The sequence below is a fragment of the Paraburkholderia dinghuensis genome (assembly GCF_003837865.1).
GTDB lineage: Bacteria > Pseudomonadota > Gammaproteobacteria > Burkholderiales > Burkholderiaceae > Paraburkholderia > Paraburkholderia dinghuensis.
The window spans coordinates 152,881-170,254 of record NZ_RQIS01000012.1 but is presented as its reverse complement, the minus strand read 5'-3'; the positions used below and the strand labels follow the sequence as shown (position 1 = coordinate 170,254).

Annotated in this window: 17 protein-coding genes and 1 pseudogene; 10 read left to right on the top strand and 8 right to left on the bottom strand. The window is 61.7% G+C overall.

All coding sequences use genetic code 11. From position 1 onward, the window contains the following. Window positions 1-245: 245 nt before the first annotated feature. The 10 genes and pseudogenes from D1Y85_RS17775 (at window position 246) to D1Y85_RS17730 (ending at window position 11,093) form a co-directional block, all read left to right on the top strand. The gene (locus D1Y85_RS17775) at window positions 246-1,139 is read left to right on the top strand and encodes an alpha/beta fold hydrolase (RefSeq protein WP_124152385.1); all 894 of its coding nucleotides are present in this window, start codon (window positions 246-248) and stop codon (window positions 1,137-1,139) included. A 59-nt stretch (window positions 1,140-1,198) separates the two neighbouring features. Further along, window positions 1,199-1,491, top strand: a pseudogene (locus tag D1Y85_RS17770) (helix-turn-helix domain-containing protein); the annotation flags it as partial. Between the two features lie 316 nt (window positions 1,492-1,807). Next, window positions 1,808-2,344, top strand: coding sequence for a fimbrial protein (locus D1Y85_RS17765; RefSeq protein ID WP_124152384.1), 537 nt, complete (start codon window positions 1,808-1,810; stop codon window positions 2,342-2,344). A 114-nt stretch (window positions 2,345-2,458) separates the two neighbouring features. Beyond that, window positions 2,459-2,992 (top strand): fimbrial protein, encoded by a 534-nt coding sequence (locus D1Y85_RS17760; protein WP_124152383.1) that lies wholly within the window; start codon window positions 2,459-2,461, stop codon window positions 2,990-2,992. Window positions 2,993-3,163: 171 nt separating this feature from the next. After that, window positions 3,164-3,703 (top strand): fimbrial protein, encoded by a 540-nt coding sequence (locus D1Y85_RS17755; protein WP_124152382.1) that lies wholly within the window; start codon window positions 3,164-3,166, stop codon window positions 3,701-3,703. An 83-nt stretch (window positions 3,704-3,786) separates the two neighbouring features. Beyond that, the gene (locus tag D1Y85_RS17750; RefSeq protein ID WP_124152381.1) at window positions 3,787-4,548 is read left to right on the top strand and encodes a fimbrial biogenesis chaperone; all 762 of its coding nucleotides are present in this window, start codon (window positions 3,787-3,789) and stop codon (window positions 4,546-4,548) included. A 1-nt stretch (window position 4,549) separates the two neighbouring features. Further along, window positions 4,550-7,690 (top strand): fimbria/pilus outer membrane usher protein, encoded by a 3,141-nt coding sequence (locus tag D1Y85_RS17745; protein WP_221410318.1) that lies wholly within the window; start codon window positions 4,550-4,552, stop codon window positions 7,688-7,690. Window positions 7,691-7,760: 70 nt separating this feature from the next. Further along, the gene (locus tag D1Y85_RS17740; protein WP_124152380.1) at window positions 7,761-9,191 is read left to right on the top strand and encodes a fimbrial protein; all 1,431 of its coding nucleotides are present in this window, start codon (window positions 7,761-7,763) and stop codon (window positions 9,189-9,191) included. Window positions 9,192-9,215: 24 nt separating this feature from the next. After that, complete coding sequence (locus D1Y85_RS17735) at window positions 9,216-10,031, top strand: fimbrial biogenesis chaperone (RefSeq protein WP_246024957.1); 816 nt, start codon at window positions 9,216-9,218, stop codon at window positions 10,029-10,031. Window positions 10,032-10,178: 147 nt separating this feature from the next. Further along, on the top strand, window positions 10,179-11,093 hold the full coding sequence (locus D1Y85_RS17730; RefSeq protein WP_124152379.1) for a DMT family transporter: 915 nt from the start codon (window positions 10,179-10,181) through the stop codon (window positions 11,091-11,093). Window positions 11,094-11,639: 546 nt separating this feature from the next. On the opposite strand, the gene D1Y85_RS17725 is transcribed toward D1Y85_RS17730, so the two are convergent. The 8 genes from D1Y85_RS17725 to D1Y85_RS17690 all read right to left on the bottom strand — a co-directional run bounded on the left by D1Y85_RS17725 (window position 11,640) and on the right by D1Y85_RS17690 (window position 17,374). Further along, window positions 11,640-12,701 carry an acyltransferase family protein gene (locus tag D1Y85_RS17725; RefSeq protein ID WP_124152378.1) on the bottom strand — a complete coding sequence of 354 codons (1,062 nt, stop codon included), beginning with the start codon at window positions 12,699-12,701 and terminating at the stop codon, window positions 11,640-11,642. A gap of 276 nt (window positions 12,702-12,977) precedes the next feature. Continuing rightward, window positions 12,978-13,199: a hypothetical protein gene (locus tag D1Y85_RS17720; RefSeq protein WP_124152377.1), complete on the bottom strand. Its 222-nt coding sequence runs from the start codon at window positions 13,197-13,199 to the stop codon at window positions 12,978-12,980. Between the two features lie 43 nt (window positions 13,200-13,242). Then, a complete protein-coding gene (locus D1Y85_RS17715) occupies window positions 13,243-14,175 on the bottom strand; it encodes an MBL fold metallo-hydrolase (protein WP_124152376.1) in 933 nt (310 codons plus the stop codon). Further along, on the bottom strand, window positions 14,172-14,606 hold the full coding sequence (locus D1Y85_RS17710) for a MaoC family dehydratase (RefSeq protein ID WP_124152375.1): 435 nt from the start codon (window positions 14,604-14,606) through the stop codon (window positions 14,172-14,174). The genes D1Y85_RS17715 and D1Y85_RS17710 overlap by 4 nt, the downstream gene beginning before the upstream one ends. Beyond that, the gene (locus D1Y85_RS17705; RefSeq protein ID WP_124152374.1) at window positions 14,603-14,839 is read right to left on the bottom strand and encodes a DUF1289 domain-containing protein; all 237 of its coding nucleotides are present in this window, start codon (window positions 14,837-14,839) and stop codon (window positions 14,603-14,605) included. Before D1Y85_RS17705 ends, D1Y85_RS17710 begins: the two co-directional genes overlap by 4 nt. 2 nt (window positions 14,840-14,841) lie before the next feature. Further along, window positions 14,842-15,360: a YbaK/EbsC family protein gene (locus D1Y85_RS17700; protein ID WP_124152373.1), complete on the bottom strand. Its 519-nt coding sequence runs from the start codon at window positions 15,358-15,360 to the stop codon at window positions 14,842-14,844. A 40-nt stretch (window positions 15,361-15,400) separates the two neighbouring features. After that, complete coding sequence (locus D1Y85_RS17695) at window positions 15,401-16,324, bottom strand: hydroxymethylglutaryl-CoA lyase (protein ID WP_124152372.1); 924 nt, start codon at window positions 16,322-16,324, stop codon at window positions 15,401-15,403. A 99-nt stretch (window positions 16,325-16,423) separates the two neighbouring features. Continuing rightward, entirely contained in the window at window positions 16,424-17,374 is a 951-nt protein-coding gene (locus tag D1Y85_RS17690; protein ID WP_124152371.1) for a 2-hydroxyacid dehydrogenase, read from the bottom strand.

Below are 17,374 nucleotides of genomic sequence, written 5' to 3'. Positions count from 1 at the left end.
TTCAATGTGTTCGATGCGTTCAATGCAGTCGATGGGGTGACGCACGTGGCCTCGCGATGCGATCCGCAAGTCGCCGCTTCTGAATTTAAAACGAACGTTCGATTATATGCACGCATCTGCCGCTGGATGGCCCGTTCGATTTTCGAGCAAGTCTTCGGTTTCTACAGTTGTGGACCCAAAATCGCGCGGGCGACTGCGCACGCCTCATACAATATCGGGACAGCAAAAAAGACAATGGAGATGCCATGCCGTTCCAGGGATTCACGCCCTTCACCGTTCGCATGGCGAACGGAATCGACATCCATGGAGTAAAGGGCGGTGAGGGCCCACCGCTTTTGCTGCTGCACGGCCACCCGCAGACGCACATGATCTGGCATCGCTGCGCCGACGACCTCGCCCGGCACTTCACCGTGATCGCGACGGATCTGCGTGGCTACGGTGCATCGTCGAAGCCGGCCGGCGATCCCGCGCACGTCACGTATTCCAAGCGCGAGATGGCGAGCGATCAGGTGGCGGTGATGCGCCACTTCGGTCACGAGCGGTTTCTCGTCTGCGCGCACGATCGCGGTGCGCGCGTCGCGCATCGTATGGCGCTCGACCATGCCGATGCCGTCGAACGCCTGATGCTGCTCGACATCGCACCGACGCTCGCGATGTACGAGCAGGCCGACCGCGCATTCGCCACGCTCTACTTCCACTGGTTCTTCCTGATTCAGCCTGAACCGCTGCCCGAATCGCTGATCGGCGCGAACACCGATCTCTACGTCGAGCGCGCGATGGGCAATCGTCACGCCGGGCTTGCGCCGTTTGCGCCCGAGGCGCTCGACGCCTACCGCGCAGCGCTGCGCCAGCCCGGTGCCGTGCATGCGATGTGCGAGGACTACCGCGCGTCGGCGACGATCGACCTCGAACACGACCGTGCCGACATCGAACGCGGCAACAAGGTGGCGTGTCCGCTGCGCGTGCTGTGGGGCGCGGAAGGCGTGATCGAACGCTGTTTCGACCCGCTCGGCGAATGGCGCAAGGTCGCGCGCGACGTGAGCGGTCGCTCGCTCGCGTGCGGCCACTACATCCCCGAGGAAGCGAGCACTGAACTCGTGGCCGAGATGCTCGCTTTCTTCGAGTCAACCGATCGCTGACAGGGCGTCGTTACGTCGGTCAGTCCAGCGGAGCGAGGTGCTGAGGTGATTGTTGCGACAGCAACTCACCATCCGGCCTCGTGCGAGGGCTGTCCGACGCACGCCTCGCGGCGACGATCCGTTTAATGCAGGAGCGCCCGGCGCGCACGGCGGTGATGGAATACCGCTGGCCTGGCGCATGCAGATCGCCAGGGACCTGCTACAGCGGAATCGTTGCGCCGTCTCCGAAGTCGCAGAACGGGTCTGCTATCGCTCCTTTAGCGCGTTCAGTGTGGCATTCCGTCGCCACGTCGGCGCTCCGCCGACGCGATATGCGCGAGGGTTTTCGTCCGACCCTTTTGTAGGTGAGTGACGACGGGAATAGTCGCCTTCTAATGGTCTTTTTGTTGTGTCCTCAACCAGAAGTGTTAAATTCGGACGTGTCCGAATTTAACAAAAACCTGACAAAGAATATCTTGAATCTGACAGCTATATCGATATACTTCAAATCAATGAAAGGTTGTTGAAAAGAATTGCCCGGTTGCAAGAAGCCCCGACTGAATACCGCGAAAGCGGCTGACATCGGGCAGACGACGCAGCGACGAGTCGTTGTGCAAGCAACATGGTTCCGATCGGCAGCCTGAATTATTAATCATTAGGTTTGCTAACTTATATTTCAAGGATCTACCATGAAAAAGCATCTTCTCGCTCTCGCCATCGCCACCGTTCCTGCGTTCGCCTTCGCGGCCCCGAACACGATCAACTTCCAGGGCGAAGTCACCGATCAGACCTGCCAGGTCTCCGTCAACGGCAACCCGGGCAACCCGACCGTCCTGCTGCCGACCGTTCCGGCCACGGCCCTGAGCACGGCGAACAGCACCGCTGGTCAGACCACGTTCACGGTTGCGGTCAGCGACTGCATCGCGCCGGTGAGCACCACGCAGGCGATCAACACCGTTTTCGTCGGCAACCTCGTGACGACGGCCGGCAACCTCGGCAACACCGGCACGGCCACGAACGTGGCGCTGCAGCTGCTTGACCCCGCCCAGCCGGGTGCTCCGTTCGACCTCACCGCAGCCGGTGGTGTCTACGCCCCGGGCCTGGTGCTGCAAGCTGATGAGACGGCCGCTGCCCACGACTTCGCCGTCCAGTACATCTCGGAGACGGGCGCCGCGACGGCGGGCACGGTGCTCGGCAGCGTGCAGTACTCGGTGAGCTATCAGTAACGCGCGGAAAATCATGGGGCAGCCTGTATAGGTTGTCCCATGAAATACCGGACTTCGACGTCATCTGACCATTCATATTAAATAGTTATCCTAATCTTTATTGCAGGGGTATTCATGAAAAAGCAATTTCTCGTCCTCGCTCTCGCCGCCGTTCCTGCGTTCGCCTTCGCGGCCCCGAACACGATCAACTTCCAGGGCGAAGTCACCGATCAGACCTGCCAGGTTTCCGTCAACGGCAACCCGGGCAACCCGACCGTCCTGCTGCCGACCGTGCCGGCCACGGCCCTGAGCGGCGCGGGCAGCACTGCCGGCCAGACTACGTTCACGGTTGCGGTCAGCGACTGCATGGCGCCGGTGAGCACCACGCAGGCGATCAACACCGTCTTCGTCGGCAACCTCGTGACGACGGCCGGCAACCTCGGCAACACCGGCACGGCCACGAACGTGGCGCTGCAACTGCTCGACCCCGCCGGGGGTGCTCCGTTCGACCTCACCGCAGCGGGTGGTGTCTACGCCCCGGGCCTCGAGCTGCAAGCCGACGAGACGGCTGCTGCGCACGACTTCGCCGTCCAGTACATCTCGGAGACGGGCGCCGCGACGGCGGGCACGGTGCTCGGCAGCGTGCAGTACTCGGTGAGCTACCAATAACGTGCCGACGATCAGGGGCTTGCCTGAAAAGGCAGCCCCTGAATTGCCACGCTTTCACAATTAATCCTCTGGCTTTTGCCACTGCAACGGACTTTAATCCGATGCCATTAGTCACCTGATTTTCCGCTGCTCGAATGAGAGGGCGGTTTGCTAACTTCATCGAGCGCGGTCATGAAAAAGCAACTCCTTGCTTTCGCCCTCGCTGCTGCGCCTTTTGTTGTCTTTGCGAGCGGCGTACACGCACGCGACTTCCAGAGCGGTGTCGCCGACCAGACCTGCCGGGTTAGCGTCAACGGCGACGCGGCCCATCTGTCGGTGCAGCTGCCCACGGTTTCGGCGTCCGCGTTGACAACCGCGGGCGACACCGATGGCCTCACCACCTTTGTGTTGACTATCAGCGACTGCATCGTGCCGCTCGCGGTCCCGCAGGCGATCAGCACCGCCTTCGCGGGCAATGCCGTGACCACCGGCGGCAACCTCGGCGGCACCGGCACCGCGACGAACGTCGCCCTGCAACTGCTCGACCCGCCTTCTTCCGCCGATCCGGTCGATTTCACCGCGAGCGGCGGGATTCACGCTACGAACCCCGTGCTGCAGGACGGCGCGACGTCCGCATCGCACGACCTCGCGGTTCAGTACATCACAGAAGAGGGCAGTGCATCGGCAGGTTCGGTGCTCAACAGCGTGCAGTACCGGATGACCTACGAATAACTCGCCCGCATTGATGGACGTTCTGCGAGAGGCAGGTCGAATAATTCTGAGATACTGTCGTCGCTCAATCGGGAGGACTCGGAATGTCCACTCAATGGCTCCAGTTGTCTCTTTTCCGCGCGATAGTAGGCGTTGTGTCGCTGTCGCTGGCGGGCCTGGCCAGCGCGGCGGTCACCATGATCGGCACGCGCGTGATCTACGACGCAAGGTCCCAAGGGCAGACCCTGAGTTTCAACAATCCCGACGGCGGCCCGAGCGTCATGCAGGTATGGGTCGACTCGGGAAACGAGCAATCCACGCCTGAAACAGCGGATGGACCGTTCGTCGTCACCCCACCGATATTCCGCATCGAACCGAACGCGGGGCAGACGGTTCGCCTGCTCTTTACGGGCAAGGAACTGCCACAGGACCGCGAATCGGTGTTCTATCTGAACACCCTTCAGATTCCGTCGCTGAACCCGGCCACTACCGAACAAAATCAGATGCTGGTGATGGTGCGTAACCGGCTCAAGATTTTTTATCGTCCACCGGGCATCGAAGGCAGTCCGGCCAGAGCTATCGAAAGACTGAGCTTTCGCGTGAACGGCCAGGGCAAGGATCGACGGGTCGACGCCAATAATGCGTCGGGATACTACGTATCCGTCGCGAACGGCAGTCTGATCTGCAGTTCGCATACCGCGACGCTCAGGCCCGTGATGTTTGCGCCTCGCACCGAGACGGCGCTGAACGTGGAGGGCGACTGCCCGCTCGACGCAACGCCGATTCGCGTGAAGATTCGTTACATCGATGACCACGGCGCCGTTCACGACACCGAGTTTCCGGTAGCCGCACAGGGCACGCAATGACATGCGCGACGAGCGATCCGATCTCGGGCCGGCTCATGCACGCGGACGATCCTGTTGGCCGCTTCTGCTGTCTGCCATCGCGGCGGCATCGGGTTTTGTCATACCCGCGTGCAGGGCCGTTGCAGCACCGGTAGACAGCGATGCGCCGGCGTCGGACACGGCGCCTGCCAGCGCCGTACCTGGCGACAGCGGTAGTTCCGCTGGCGCGCTTCGCGAGAACGGTAATGCGGGCAATGTACCGGCGGAAAAGGCTCCTGGGAAGAACGCTCCCACGGAAAACGCGCCCGCCGGAAACGCGCCCGTCGGAAATGCCCCCGCGGGGAACGCACTTCCCGGGAACGCTCCTGCCGGAAACGCCCCTGCGGGGAACACGCCTGCCGGAAACGCGCCCACCGGAAATGCCCCTGGCGGGAACGTACCCGACGGGAACGCACCCGCCGGGAACGCGCCTGCCGCGAACAACCCCGCCGGAACGGCCCCAGCCGGCAACGCCCCAGCCACCAACACCGCTACCAGCACCGCCCCCGTCGAGTACCACTTCGACAGCAAGCTGCTGCTCGGTTCAACGCTCGGTGTAGCCAATATCGAGCGCTTCAACAAGATCAGCGCGATCGAGCCTGGGAATTACCAGGTCGATATCTTCGTCAACGGCCTTTTCTTCTCGCGTCGTACGATTGATTTTCGCGCCGCGGAAGGCGGCGCGGTCAATCCGTGCCTGAGCGACGAGATGCTCACCGCGATCGGCGTGCTGCTGCCGGAGCGAGGTTTTGACGACGACGTCTCCGACGAGGTATTGCCTGAGACCGATTCGTTCACGGAACCGAAATTCCCGGACGAACCCGAATGGAAACCCGCAGCGTTGTCCGCTCAATGCGTCCCGCTCGCAGAACGCGTGCCGGGCGCGAGCACCAAGTTCGATCTGTCGCGCCTGCGACTCGAAATCAGTGTCCCGCAGGCGATGATGAAGCGCGTGCCGCGCGGCTACGTCGACCCGGAAAGCCTCGACCCGGGCAACATGATGGGGTACCTCAACTACGACTCCAGCTTTTACACGGCATCGTCCTCGGGAAACCGGACGGATTCGTTTTATACCGGCATGAATGCCGGCGTGAATATCGGGCTGTGGCGGATTCGCGATCAGTCGGCATTCACGTATCTCAACAGTTTCGGCGGCAGCACCTCACGCTGGAACAACATCCGCACGTACGCCGAGCGGCCGCTGATTTCCTGGCGCAGCCGGCTCCTGATCGGCGAGGACTTCACGGGTGGCAACCTGTTCAGTTCGATCGGCTATACGGGTGTTCACCTCGAAAGCGACGACCGCATGCTGCCGGATTCGCTGCGCGGTTACGCGCCAGTCATCAATGGCATCGCGAACACCAACGCGCGGGTCGTGGTCACGCAAGGCGGCAACACGATCTATCAGACCACGGTCGCGCCCGGCCCGTTCTCCATCACCGACCTCAATCCCACCGCCTTCCAGGGAGACCTGACGGTCACGGTGTTCGAGGCTAACGGACAGGTCACCACTTTCACGGTGCCGTTTTCTGCGGTGCCTAGCTCGCTTCGGCCCGGCATGTCGCGTTACAGCTTCACAGCCGGCGAGGTTCGCCAGATCCAGAACCTGCATACGCCGTTCGCCGAGGGGACCTACGAACGCGGCCTGACCAATTCGCTCACCGCGAACGGCGGCATGCGTGTGTCGTCCGATTATCAGTCGGTGCTCGGCGGCATCGTCCTCGGCACGAAGTTCGGCGCGTTCGGGCTCAGCGCCGCCTGGTCGAACACGACCGAAGTCGGGGGCAACCGCGTGAACGGCTGGAAGGCGGCGCTCCTTTACAGTCACACCATCACGGAGACCGCGACGACGTTCTCGCTCGCGAGTTACCGGTATTCGACGAGCGGATACCGCGATTTCGCCGATGCGCTGAATGCCCGCGCGTTCGCCGAGCATGGCGAGCCCTTCACGTCAGCGACGTTTCAGCAACGCAATCAATTCGTCGTCAACCTGAACCAGAATTTCGGACGGTACGGCCTTGTGTCGCTGTCGGCGTCGATCAGCGACTATTACGGCAACCGGTCGCGCGATACGCAGTTCCAGCTCAGCTATACGAACCACTACAAGCAGATCAGCTTCAACCTGTCGTTCGTGCGCCAGCAGACTGGAACCCTGTTCGGCCAGAGCGTGCCACCTGGCCAGGAGGCGACGCTGACGCCCGAGCAGACGCGCCTGACCAATGCCGTGATGTTCATGGTGTCGATCCCGCTCGGCTCCGGGCCACGGTCCGCATCGGTCTCGGCGGGCGTGACGAACAGCACCGATCAGGGCACGTCATACCAGGCGTCGGTGAGCGGTACCGCCGACAAGGCCCAGACGCTCAGTTACGGCCTGTCTGCTACCGGCGACCCGAGCAACGACGCGAAGACCTTCAGCGGCAACGTGCAGAAGAGCTTCTCGACCATCTCCGTCGGCGCAAACTACTCGAATGGCACAGGCTTCTCGCAGGCGGGCGCGAATGCGCGCGGCGCGGTGGTCGCGCACGAGGGCGGCGTCACGTTCGGCCGGTTCCTCGGCGATACGTTTGCAGTCGTCGAAGCGAAGGGCGCGGAAGGCGCAACCCTGCGCAATACGCAGGGCGTATCGATCAACAGCGCCGGCTACGCGATCGTCCCGTCGCTCACGCCGTATCGCTACAACGACGTTGCGATCGACACGAAGGGCATCAATCCGAACGCGGAACTGTCGGGCGGACAAGTCAGGGTCGCGCCGTACGCTGGTTCGTCCGTGATGCTGAGGTTTGCGACGCTGACCGGCCGCGCGCTGCTGATCACCGCGAGCGCGCCTGGCGGCGAACCGCTACCGCTCGGCGCGGATGTGCTGGACGACACGGGCGCGGTGATTGGCGTTGTCGGGCAGGGCAGCCAGGCGTACGCGCGGGTGCCCGCCGATCACGGCACACTGACGCTCAAGTGGGGCGAGCGCGACGAAGATCAGTGCATGATCGACTACGATCTGAAAGGCACGGATCCGAAGGCGCCGATCACGCGCCTCGAAGCGCAATGCAAGCCGCTCAATGTCGCTGCACCGACGGTCGCAGCACCGGCAACGGCACCGGCACCGGCACCAGCATCAGCAGAGTAATGGTATGTGCGATCACACACACCCATCCGCTCGATCCGGCAACACCGGCGGCGACGAGGAGGATCGGTCCATGAACAGTTGGCTTGTGAACCTGTTGCTGGCGGGCGGCCGGGCGGGCCGCTGCGCACGCCTTGTGACGCTGCTGTCGATCTCGGCCGCCGTAACGCCCACGGGCGCGTGGGCGCAATCGACGTCGACGGGATGCTGGAAGATCACGACAGCGACGAGCAGCACGACTTCCTATCTGTACACCGACCCCGGTGCCATCGTGGGTGCCTGGACCGGCTCGACCGACACGGCAGGCCAAGGCGCGTTTCCGATGACCATCAACGTCAACGTCCCCGCGTTCGTGCCGAACGGCACGCTGATCGGGAGCGCGATTTCCCCGGTCTATAACCTCGGCTCCAGTGGTGTGGGAAGCTACAACCCGGAGCAGATCCTGTTTCGCTGCTCGCCGAATGCGGACGGGACCATCTACGAGTTCTACGGCGTGAACGGGGACGATGCTTACTCGGGCAACATCGACGTGAGCGGTACATCCGGCATTCCGGGCACCTTCCGCTCGTACTACACGGGTGTCGTTTTCCGCCTCACCAACATAGCCACGGGGAACTATCTGTCTCGCTCCTGGCAGGCGCGGCCGCTCACCGGCCTTGATCGCGATAGCCAGAACTGGATCCTCGTAAAGGCGAAGAATTTCAGCCAATACCAGATGGAGATGTTCCAGTGCACCGTCTGCCAGGCCGGCGCCACCAGTGGCACCGGAACCTGGACGTATGTGGGGCCGCTGGGCTACGTCGCTTTTGTCGGCGGAGCGACGGGCAGTACCAGCGTCATCCAGGGCAACCTGACCGTCGGCTCCGACACGGCCACGCACTACGATGGCTGGTACGGGACCTGGCCGGGCGCAATCGCCGCGTACAACACGGTGATCGTGAGAAGAAACGCCACCTGCGCGGTCACGAACGCGACGCCCGTCGTGCTATTTCCGACGATAACCACGGTGGAACTGAACCACGGCGGATCACGCCAGGTGCCGGTCACGATCCAGGTACAGTGCCAAAGCACGACCCCTTCCGGCATGAGCGCGTTCGCAAGCGGCACGGCGGCAAACCAGACGGCGCTCGGCATTCTCGCGTCGCCCGCGAACGCGCAAAGCGCCACGAATGCCGGTCTCACGACGAGCGGCACCGGCGTGACCTATCTGCTGTCCGATAACTACGGCACACCGGGCATCGCATCCGGCGTCGGCGTCGCCCTGTCGAGACCCAATGGAACGGCGCTCAATTTTCTGACCAACCAGTTCGTGACCACCGGTGGCGCTGCGTCCGGCTGGGACGCCGTGCTAAACGACGCCACCGCCGATGGCCCCGCAAGCGGCGGATTCACTTCGTACACCAGAACGATCTACGCGACGTTCAAGGCGTTTGCACCCGGTTCGACGCCGGTCACGCCCGGACGCTACGATGCGACCGCGACGGTGATCGTCCGCGTGCAGTAATGGCGATGATCCGATGAGGGACCTATGACCGACGACACTTCCTCACCTCCGCTCCGCAGGCGTCGACGCTTCGGCGCGTCCGGCCTCGCGTTAATCGCCGGCCTTGCCGCCGTCATGATGGTGTGGTGGACGCAGGCCGTTGCTGGCGTCGCGCCGGAGGTATCGCGTGTCGTGTTTTCCGAGGGGGCCAACGAACAATCGCTGCATGTATTCAACGTCAACAAGTATCCGGTACTCGTTCAGACGTGGATCGACGACGGCAATGTCCTCGCGTTACCGCAGGATTCGAAGGCACCTATCGTCGCGTTGCCGCCGATCTTCCGCATGGACCCCGGCGACCAGATGAGCGTTCGGCTCATCAATTCGGGCGCGAAGCTTCCGGAGGATCGCGAGTCGCTGTTCTGGCTCAACCTGTATGAAATTCCGGCGACGCAGAAGGTCGGCGCTTCCGATAGCGAAAAAATCACGGTCACGATGCGTACGCAGATCAAGGTTTTCGTAAGGCCCGACAAGCTCCCGTATCCCGAGACAGATTTGCCGAAACGCCTGACGTTCACGCTCGTCCATCGGCACGACAAGGTCACGCTCGAAATCGGCAATCCCACACCGTATTACGCGACGATCGGCGCTCTTCAGATCACGATCGAAGGGGCGCCGCGGCCCGAAAAGGTCGACATGATCGCGCCGTTTTCGCATGCCGAAGTCAGCCTCAGCGGGCTTCGGGGAACGCTGGGCGAACATGCGAAGGTGCTTTTCACGCTGCTCAACGACGAAGGCAATCCGATGCTCGGAGAGCGCGAGCTTGCCGTCAGGAACGCGGACCGGTCGCCGCCGCAGTGAGTTCGCGCATGGCCGCGCGGCCCAAGTCGCGGATTGTCGTCGAGTTTTAGCCGTGTATCGCACGCCTCCCAGCCGGTAAACTGATCGTCATTGCAGACACCCGACGGTCGTCGAGCGCGTCGCCTGTCTCACACCGGAATCGTTTCAATGTCTACTACCGAAATTCGCCGCGGCGCAACCGAGATGGTCGTCGCGATGCTCATGTCCGGCACCATCGGCTGGCTCGTCGTCGCGTCGAAGCAGGCGCCCATAAATGTCGCGTTCCTGCGCTGTGTGCTGGGCGGCGCGACGCTCGCGCTCGTCTGCGCCGCGCTCGGCCTGTTTCGTCGCTCGCTATTCTCGCTGCGTATGGTGCTCCTCGCCGTTCTGGGCAGTGCGGCCATCGTCGTCAACTGGGTGCTGCTTTTTGCTGCGTACTCGCGCGCGTCGATTTCTATGGCCACCGCCGTCTACAACACGCAGCCGTTCATGCTCGTCGGCCTCGGCGCGCTCGTGCTGCGCGAACGCGTCACGGCTTCTACGCTCGCGTGGCTCGCGATTGCGTTCGTCGGGCTCGTTTGCGTAGTCGAGGTGCCGCCGGCCGTGCTCGCCGTGCCGGGCCAGTATTTGCAGGGCGTAGCCTGCGCTGCGGGCGCAGCGTTCCTCTACGCCGTCTCGTCGATCATCACGCGGCACCTCAAAGGCACGCCGCCGCACTTGATCGCACTCGTGCAGGTCGCGTTCGGCGCGCTCGCGCTCGCGCCGTTCATCCACTACGACACGCTGCCTGCCACGCCGCTGCATTGGGCCCAGATCGCTACGCTCGGCATCGTGCACACCGGAATCATGTACGTGCTGCTCTACGGCGCAATCCAGAAGCTGCCCACGGCGATGACGGGCGCGCTTTCGTTTATCTATCCCGTCGTCGCGATCCTCGTGGACTGGCTCGCGTTCGGCCAGCGGCTCGCGTGGAGCCAGGTGGTGGGCGCGGCGCTAATCCTGCTCGCCGCAGCGGGCGTGAACCTGGGCTGGCGGATCGTGCCGCAACGCTTGCTGATCGGTTCGGGGTTGACGAAAGATTGATTCGGATTTCGAATCAATGTGGATGGTGCGTCGTAACGGCGGGCTTGTGATTTTGTCATTGCCAGCGACGTTTGTTGGCAATTTGCAAGTAAATCACTGGGCATTTGTAGGGAAATCACCGATGCTTCGAGAAAGCGGGCGCGGGTATTATGGGTAAATCAGTTTGATCACGTCAGTGCAAGATACTCACGCTCGTCCGGAAACGGATGGGCGTTTTTTTTGGTTCATCGAGGGTGGACGCAGGCAGGACGGATGTGCGCGAATTCGGCCAGAAAGAGACCGTCGACGGATGGGGCAAGATTGTCGACAACAGCGCGGTGTCAGGCCGTCGCTCACACGAACACGGTCCGGCCAGGCAGTTCGGGTGTTTAGCCTTCTGCGCCTCAACTTGCAGTCCGACTTGAGGCGCGCCGTTAAGAGCCGCTTTGACGTCGCGCTCAACCCGACACTAAGGATGGCGCTGTAAGAGTCGGTCAGGCAATCGGTGGCGGCGCGGTCGCTCCTGTGGAAGTCTGGACGACTATCTCCAGGCTCCGCCACAGAGCGTTAAGCGTTTCGGACAAAATCGCCCTGACGAAGCCGCTTCTGACCGCGCATTATTCTCTGCACAGGTTCATCAAAAAATTTCAATGCGGCCCACGAAACCAGTACAACCACACAAAATTCCGATATTGAAACCAGCCACGTCATCGCATTTGAATGAATGTGTTTTATAACTTCCTCGCCGATGCGGAGTATTGGTCCTTGCATTATATATACAGGGTAGGAAATTGCGCCTAGCCAATAGGAGATTGCATTAATTTTATAAGTAACAATTATTCCTGATCCTATGTAAACTATTGCAGGGAAAACAATCGAAACATATATCAGGCTGCATACTCTGTAATTTGGTAAATTCGCAAGAAGAATTGCAGCCAGCGACAGCAGAAGGGCGATTCCGGTTGCTGTGCTTTCTTTCTGGTGACGCTTGAATCTATACAACGCAACGCCGGCAAAGAAAGGGAACATTACCCTCAAAAACCCCAATGGCCACGCGTTCTGATTGTTGCCGCCAGAGATGCCATTTGCGTGAATGGCCAGAAAGAGTAGCGCAAACCAGCTAAGTGAAACAATTAATATTAACGCCTTGTTGGTCAGCTGCCGCACGATTGAAATATATACCAGATTTACGAAGGCCTCGAAGGTCAGGGACCAGCTAGCCATATTCAGGGGGTAAGCCGTCTGCCACTGGGGAAGCACAAACGACGGCAGAACCAGAAGGCCGAGCGCGGTGATCTTCAGAAGCTGCAATAATGTGATGCTGTCTTTGAATATAACAGCTAGCAAGGCTATCGATATTCCAATTGAAGTGCTCAGAAATATGAGGGGGTAGAGACGCTTGATTCTTGTCTCGACGAAATCTCTCGTTTGCATCTGGCCAGACAAAATCTTGCGCTCGTATGCGCACGCAACAACGAATCCGCTTAATACGTAAAAAAAATCCACCGCCAGGCCAGCGTAGGGGAGCGCAGTGAGTGTATGTTGCTGGATCAGATGAAAGACAAGCACAATGAACGCTGCCACTCCTCGTAACCCATCAAGAAGAATGAATCGGTTGTCATTTTTCATGATGTTTTCCTGTCCCGTTAATTTCTGACCCTGATTAAACCGGATTGGCCTTTAAGCCAGGAAAAGTGCCAGGATTGGGGATTTGCCCGAGTTGCATCGTATCAATGTGCGGTAATTGATCCGGGGATTTTTCGGCGAGATCTGCCTACTCGTTGATGGGCCAATTGCCATGGGGTGTCCTGATAAAACTATAGGGTGGACGGTGTCAAGATAATGTGCGAGGCCGTACATTTATCAAATGTCAGTCCGGATGTTTGTGTTTTTTAAATTATTAATTCAGACGGCGGCGCGTGTAATTAAAGCCTCTGTGCGGAAAATGGAGGGCATCACGCACTGGATCTTGCGCGATGAGCCATCCGCAATCGAAGTAATTTGAACTACAAGGTAGACCCAGAGGAAGCGATTGACGAAAAGCGACGGAACAGTATTTATCTGCAATAATCGCGCCCATTCAATGCTCATGATTGCGATGCCCTGATGACGCAGTTGGATCGTCAAGCGGCATCCATACTCCCGCAAATCCCCAAAGATTCTTTTTCGCTCAAGCAGCCGTCGCGGGCGCGTCAACGCGCTCGCCGTTCAGCGTGAGCGCACCGCTCTTCGCGAGTTCGCCGGCCAGTTCACGCACGAGCGCGGGCCATGCCGATTGCGGCGCGAGTTGCCGCGCCGCGGCGCGCATGGCCGAAGCGTCCGCGACCATCGCCTCCAGCGTGGCGAACGTCATCGAGCGTACTTCGAGCAGCTTGAACACGATCAGCACCTTGAGCGCGTTGCGCGCATTGCGCGCGGGATCGGTGCGTAGCCATGCGAGACGCGAATACGCTCGTTCGAGCGCGCCATCCACGTTGGCAAACGGTGCGCCGTGACCCGGAATCACGGTGGCGACGTCGAGTTTCGCGATCGCTTCGAGCACGGCTTGCTGTTCGGCAAAACCGCTTTCGCCATCGAGTTCAGGAAAGATCACGCCGAAGCCATTTTCCCAGAGCGCGTCGGCGCTGATCAGAAGGCGCGGCTCAGCAGCGTAGAGCATGATCGAATCGGGATCGTGACCCGGCGCGCCGATCACTTCCCACTCGAAACCGCCGAGCGTGAGCACTTCACCCGGCGCAAGGGTGCCCGTGAAGCTGAAAGGCTCACAGGTCTGCCCGGTCGCGAGAAACGAAAGACGCGTTTCGTCCCAGTCGCGCACGGCGTCAGCTCCCAGCACCGGGATCAGCGTTTCGCAGGGCCACTCTGCCTGTAGTTGTGCATTGCCGCCACAATGGTCGGAGTGAAGGTGCGTGTTGACGACGAGATCGAGCATGCGCTCGCCCAACGCCCGTCGCACGAGTGACACCGTCTGGGCGGCGTGCGTGGCGTAGCCGGTATCGACGAGCGCCGCGCGCGCATCGTCGACGACCAGCACGTTGTTCGACGAGAGCCAGCCGCGCTCAAACACGCGGATCGACGGTGGAAGTGGCACGGCCAGGCTCATGGCTTTGGCATCACGAGAATCGTCGCCTGTCCGGTGACGACCGTTTCGCCATCCTGATTAACGGCTGTGCCCGCGAGCTTCACGAGATCGCCGTTCAGGCTCGGCTTCCACCATGCATCTTCCACGCGCCACTCGAACGTGAGCACGTCGCGCGCGTAGGTGGCCCGCTTGAGCTTGATTTCGAATTCGAGGCCAAGGGGCTGCGCAAACTCCGAGTAGTGCGTCGCGAGCAGCGCCATGAAATGCGCGGAGGGCTGCGTGCCCGATGCGATCAGTCCGCCAAAGCGGCTCTCTTCTGCGTAAGCGTCGTCGTGGTGGAGCGGGTTCAGGTCGTTCACGAGCCTGGCGAACGACTTCACCGAATCGGGCGAGAGCGCGAGCGTCGAACGGATGGTCTCGCCGATTTTGACGACCCGTGGCGGCGCGTTCATTGCGGGCCTCCGTGGTTTGTGTTCGTCGAATCGAAGCGCTGCGCCATCCATTGCGCGTGACGCGTGTCGATGGCATTCCAGACCGCGCGCTTCGCGTCGTCGTCGAGCGCGGACCATGCCGCGATCTCGTCGATCGTGCGCAGACATCCTTCGCACAGGCCGCTCGCTTCGTTCATGCGGCAGATGTTGATGCACGGCGAAGCGGGCGTCCCGGTAGCGGAAATCGCCGCCATGCTCAGGCGTCGCGAAGCGCGACGTCGACGACGGGCGCGCCGGTCAGCGCGGCCAGTTCCTGTGGCGACAGGTTGAACACCGCATGCGGGTGTCCCGCCGCAGCCCACAGGCTGTCGAGCTCGAAGAGGTCTGCGTCGATGAGCGTGACGGGGAGCGTAGCGTGGCCGATCGGGCAAACGCCGCCAATTGCGTAGCCGGTCTTCTCGCGCACGAACTTTGCATCGGCGCGGCCGATGTCGCCCACGTGAGCCGCGACTTTCTTTTCATCGACGCGATTCGCGCCGCTTGCGATCACGAGCACGGGGGCATCGTCTTTGCGGCGACGAAAGAGGATCGACTTGGCGATCTGTGCGATTTCGCAGCCGAGTCCCGCTGCGGCTTCGGCGGAGGTCTTGCCGGTTTCGGGCAGCATCACGACACGTTTCGCGTGGCCGCGTTCGCGCAGCAACAGCGCGACGCGCCGCGCCGATTCGGGCAGCGCGTCGAGGTCGTCTTGAGAGGGGGGAAGCATTTCCGTCATGTGGCTATTTCCTTCGTCCTGCAATTCAATAGTCGATGTGTCACGCGCACGCCGGTTCGCTGCGCTGTTTCGCGAGCAGTGCCTTGCCGGCGCGCGAGACATTGGCGCGGCCGATGGCGGTCGAAATGAAGTCGCCCGCCGCGACGACCTGGTTCAGGTCGATGCCGGTATGAATGCCGAGGCCGTTCATCAGATAGAGCACGTCTTCCGTGGCGACGTTGCCCGTCGCGCCCTTCGCGTACGGGCAGCCGCCGAGCCCTGCAACGGAAGCGTGAAAGATCGCGATGCCTTCTTCCAGCGCCGCGTAGATGTTCGCGAGCGCCTGGCCGTAGGTGTCGTGGAAGTGTCCCGAGAGACGCTCGCGCGGAAACACCTTCGTCACGGCCTCGAACACTTCGCGTGTGCGCCTGGGTGTGCCGACGCCGATCGTATCGGCGATATCGATTTCGTCGCAGCCGAGCGCGGCGAAGCGCTCGACCACGTCGACCACGGATGCAACCGGCACCTCACCTTGATAGGGGCAACCGAGCGAACACGAAACGCTGCCGCGAATGCGAATGCCGTGCTCCTTCGCAGCTTGCGCGACCGGCACGAAGCGCTCGATGCTCTCTGCGATCGAGCAGTTGATGTTCTTCTGCGAGAACGCCTCGCTCGCGGCGCCGAAGATCACGATCTCATCGGCGCGCGCGGCGAGCGCGCCTTCGAAGCCTCGCAGGTTCGGCGTGAGTACCGAATAGATCGCGCCCGCACGCCGTTCGATGCCGGCCATGACTTCGGCGCCGTCGCCCATCTGCGGAACCCATTTCGGCGAGACGAACGAAGCCGACTCGATGTTCGGGAACCCGGCCGCCGAGAGGCGGTTGATCAATTCGATCTTGGTGGCGGTCGAAACGAAATCCTTTTCGTTCTGCAGACCGTCACGCGGCCCGACTTCGACGATCTTTACTGCTTTGGGTAGGGTCATGGGTGTCTCCAGCCTTTATTGCCTTTGTCACGGATTATGCGCGGCGCCGCGAATTGTCGGTGTTGTCGATCCGCGCGCACGACGCGAATTTCTTGAACTTCAATACCCGCGCCCGAGATGTACGATGCCGCTCACCGTCTCACCGCGCGCAAGCGCTTCAATCTTGTCGGCGATCTGAGAAATGGCTTCGTCGCGCAGCGTCAGTGCCGAGCTGTGCGGCGTGATCGTGATACGAGGTTCGCGCCAGAACGGATGATCGTCCGGGAGCGGCTCCTTGCGGAACACATCGAGTGTCGCTGCCGCGAGCGTGCCGTTGGCGAGCGCGTCGAGCAGATCCTGCTCGACCAGATGCGATCCGCGCGCCACGTTCACGAGATACGCGCCGCGTTCGAGCTTCGCAAACAAGCGGGCGTCGAGAATGTCCTCGGTATCGGGCGTGGCGGGCAGCAGGTTCACGAGCAGCTTCACGCCGTCGAGGAAAGCGTCGAACTGCGCGCCATGCAACGCACCCGAATAAGTCGCGATGCCGTCGAGCTTCTTCGCGCTGCGCGAGAAACCGCGCACGGGCACGCCGAGCGACGCGACCGCGCGCGCGACCTGCGAGCCCAGCACGCCGAGTCCAAGCACGCCCACCGTGAACGCTTCGCGCGGATGCGGCGCGAGCACATGCCATTCGCGCCGCGCCTGCGCCAGTGCGTATTCGTCGAAGCGGCGCAGATAGCGCAGCACCGCGTGCTGCACGTATTCGCTCATCTGCTCCGCCATGCCCGAGTCTTCGAGGCGCACCAGCAGCGCGTCGTGCGGCAACGTGCCCGGTATTTCGTGTTCGAAGGCGAGGATCGCGTCGACGCCCGCGCCGAGGTTGAAGATCGCACGCAAGCCGGGCCGTGCGGCCAGCAGTTCGCGCGGCGGATGCCAGACGACGGCGTAATCGGCGGGGGCGTTGTCGCCCGGTTGCCATTCGCGCAGTTCAGCGCCGGGCAGCGCGCGAGCGAGACCGTTAAGCCATGCGGACGCATCCGCTTGCGGCAGCCAGAACAGGATTTTCAT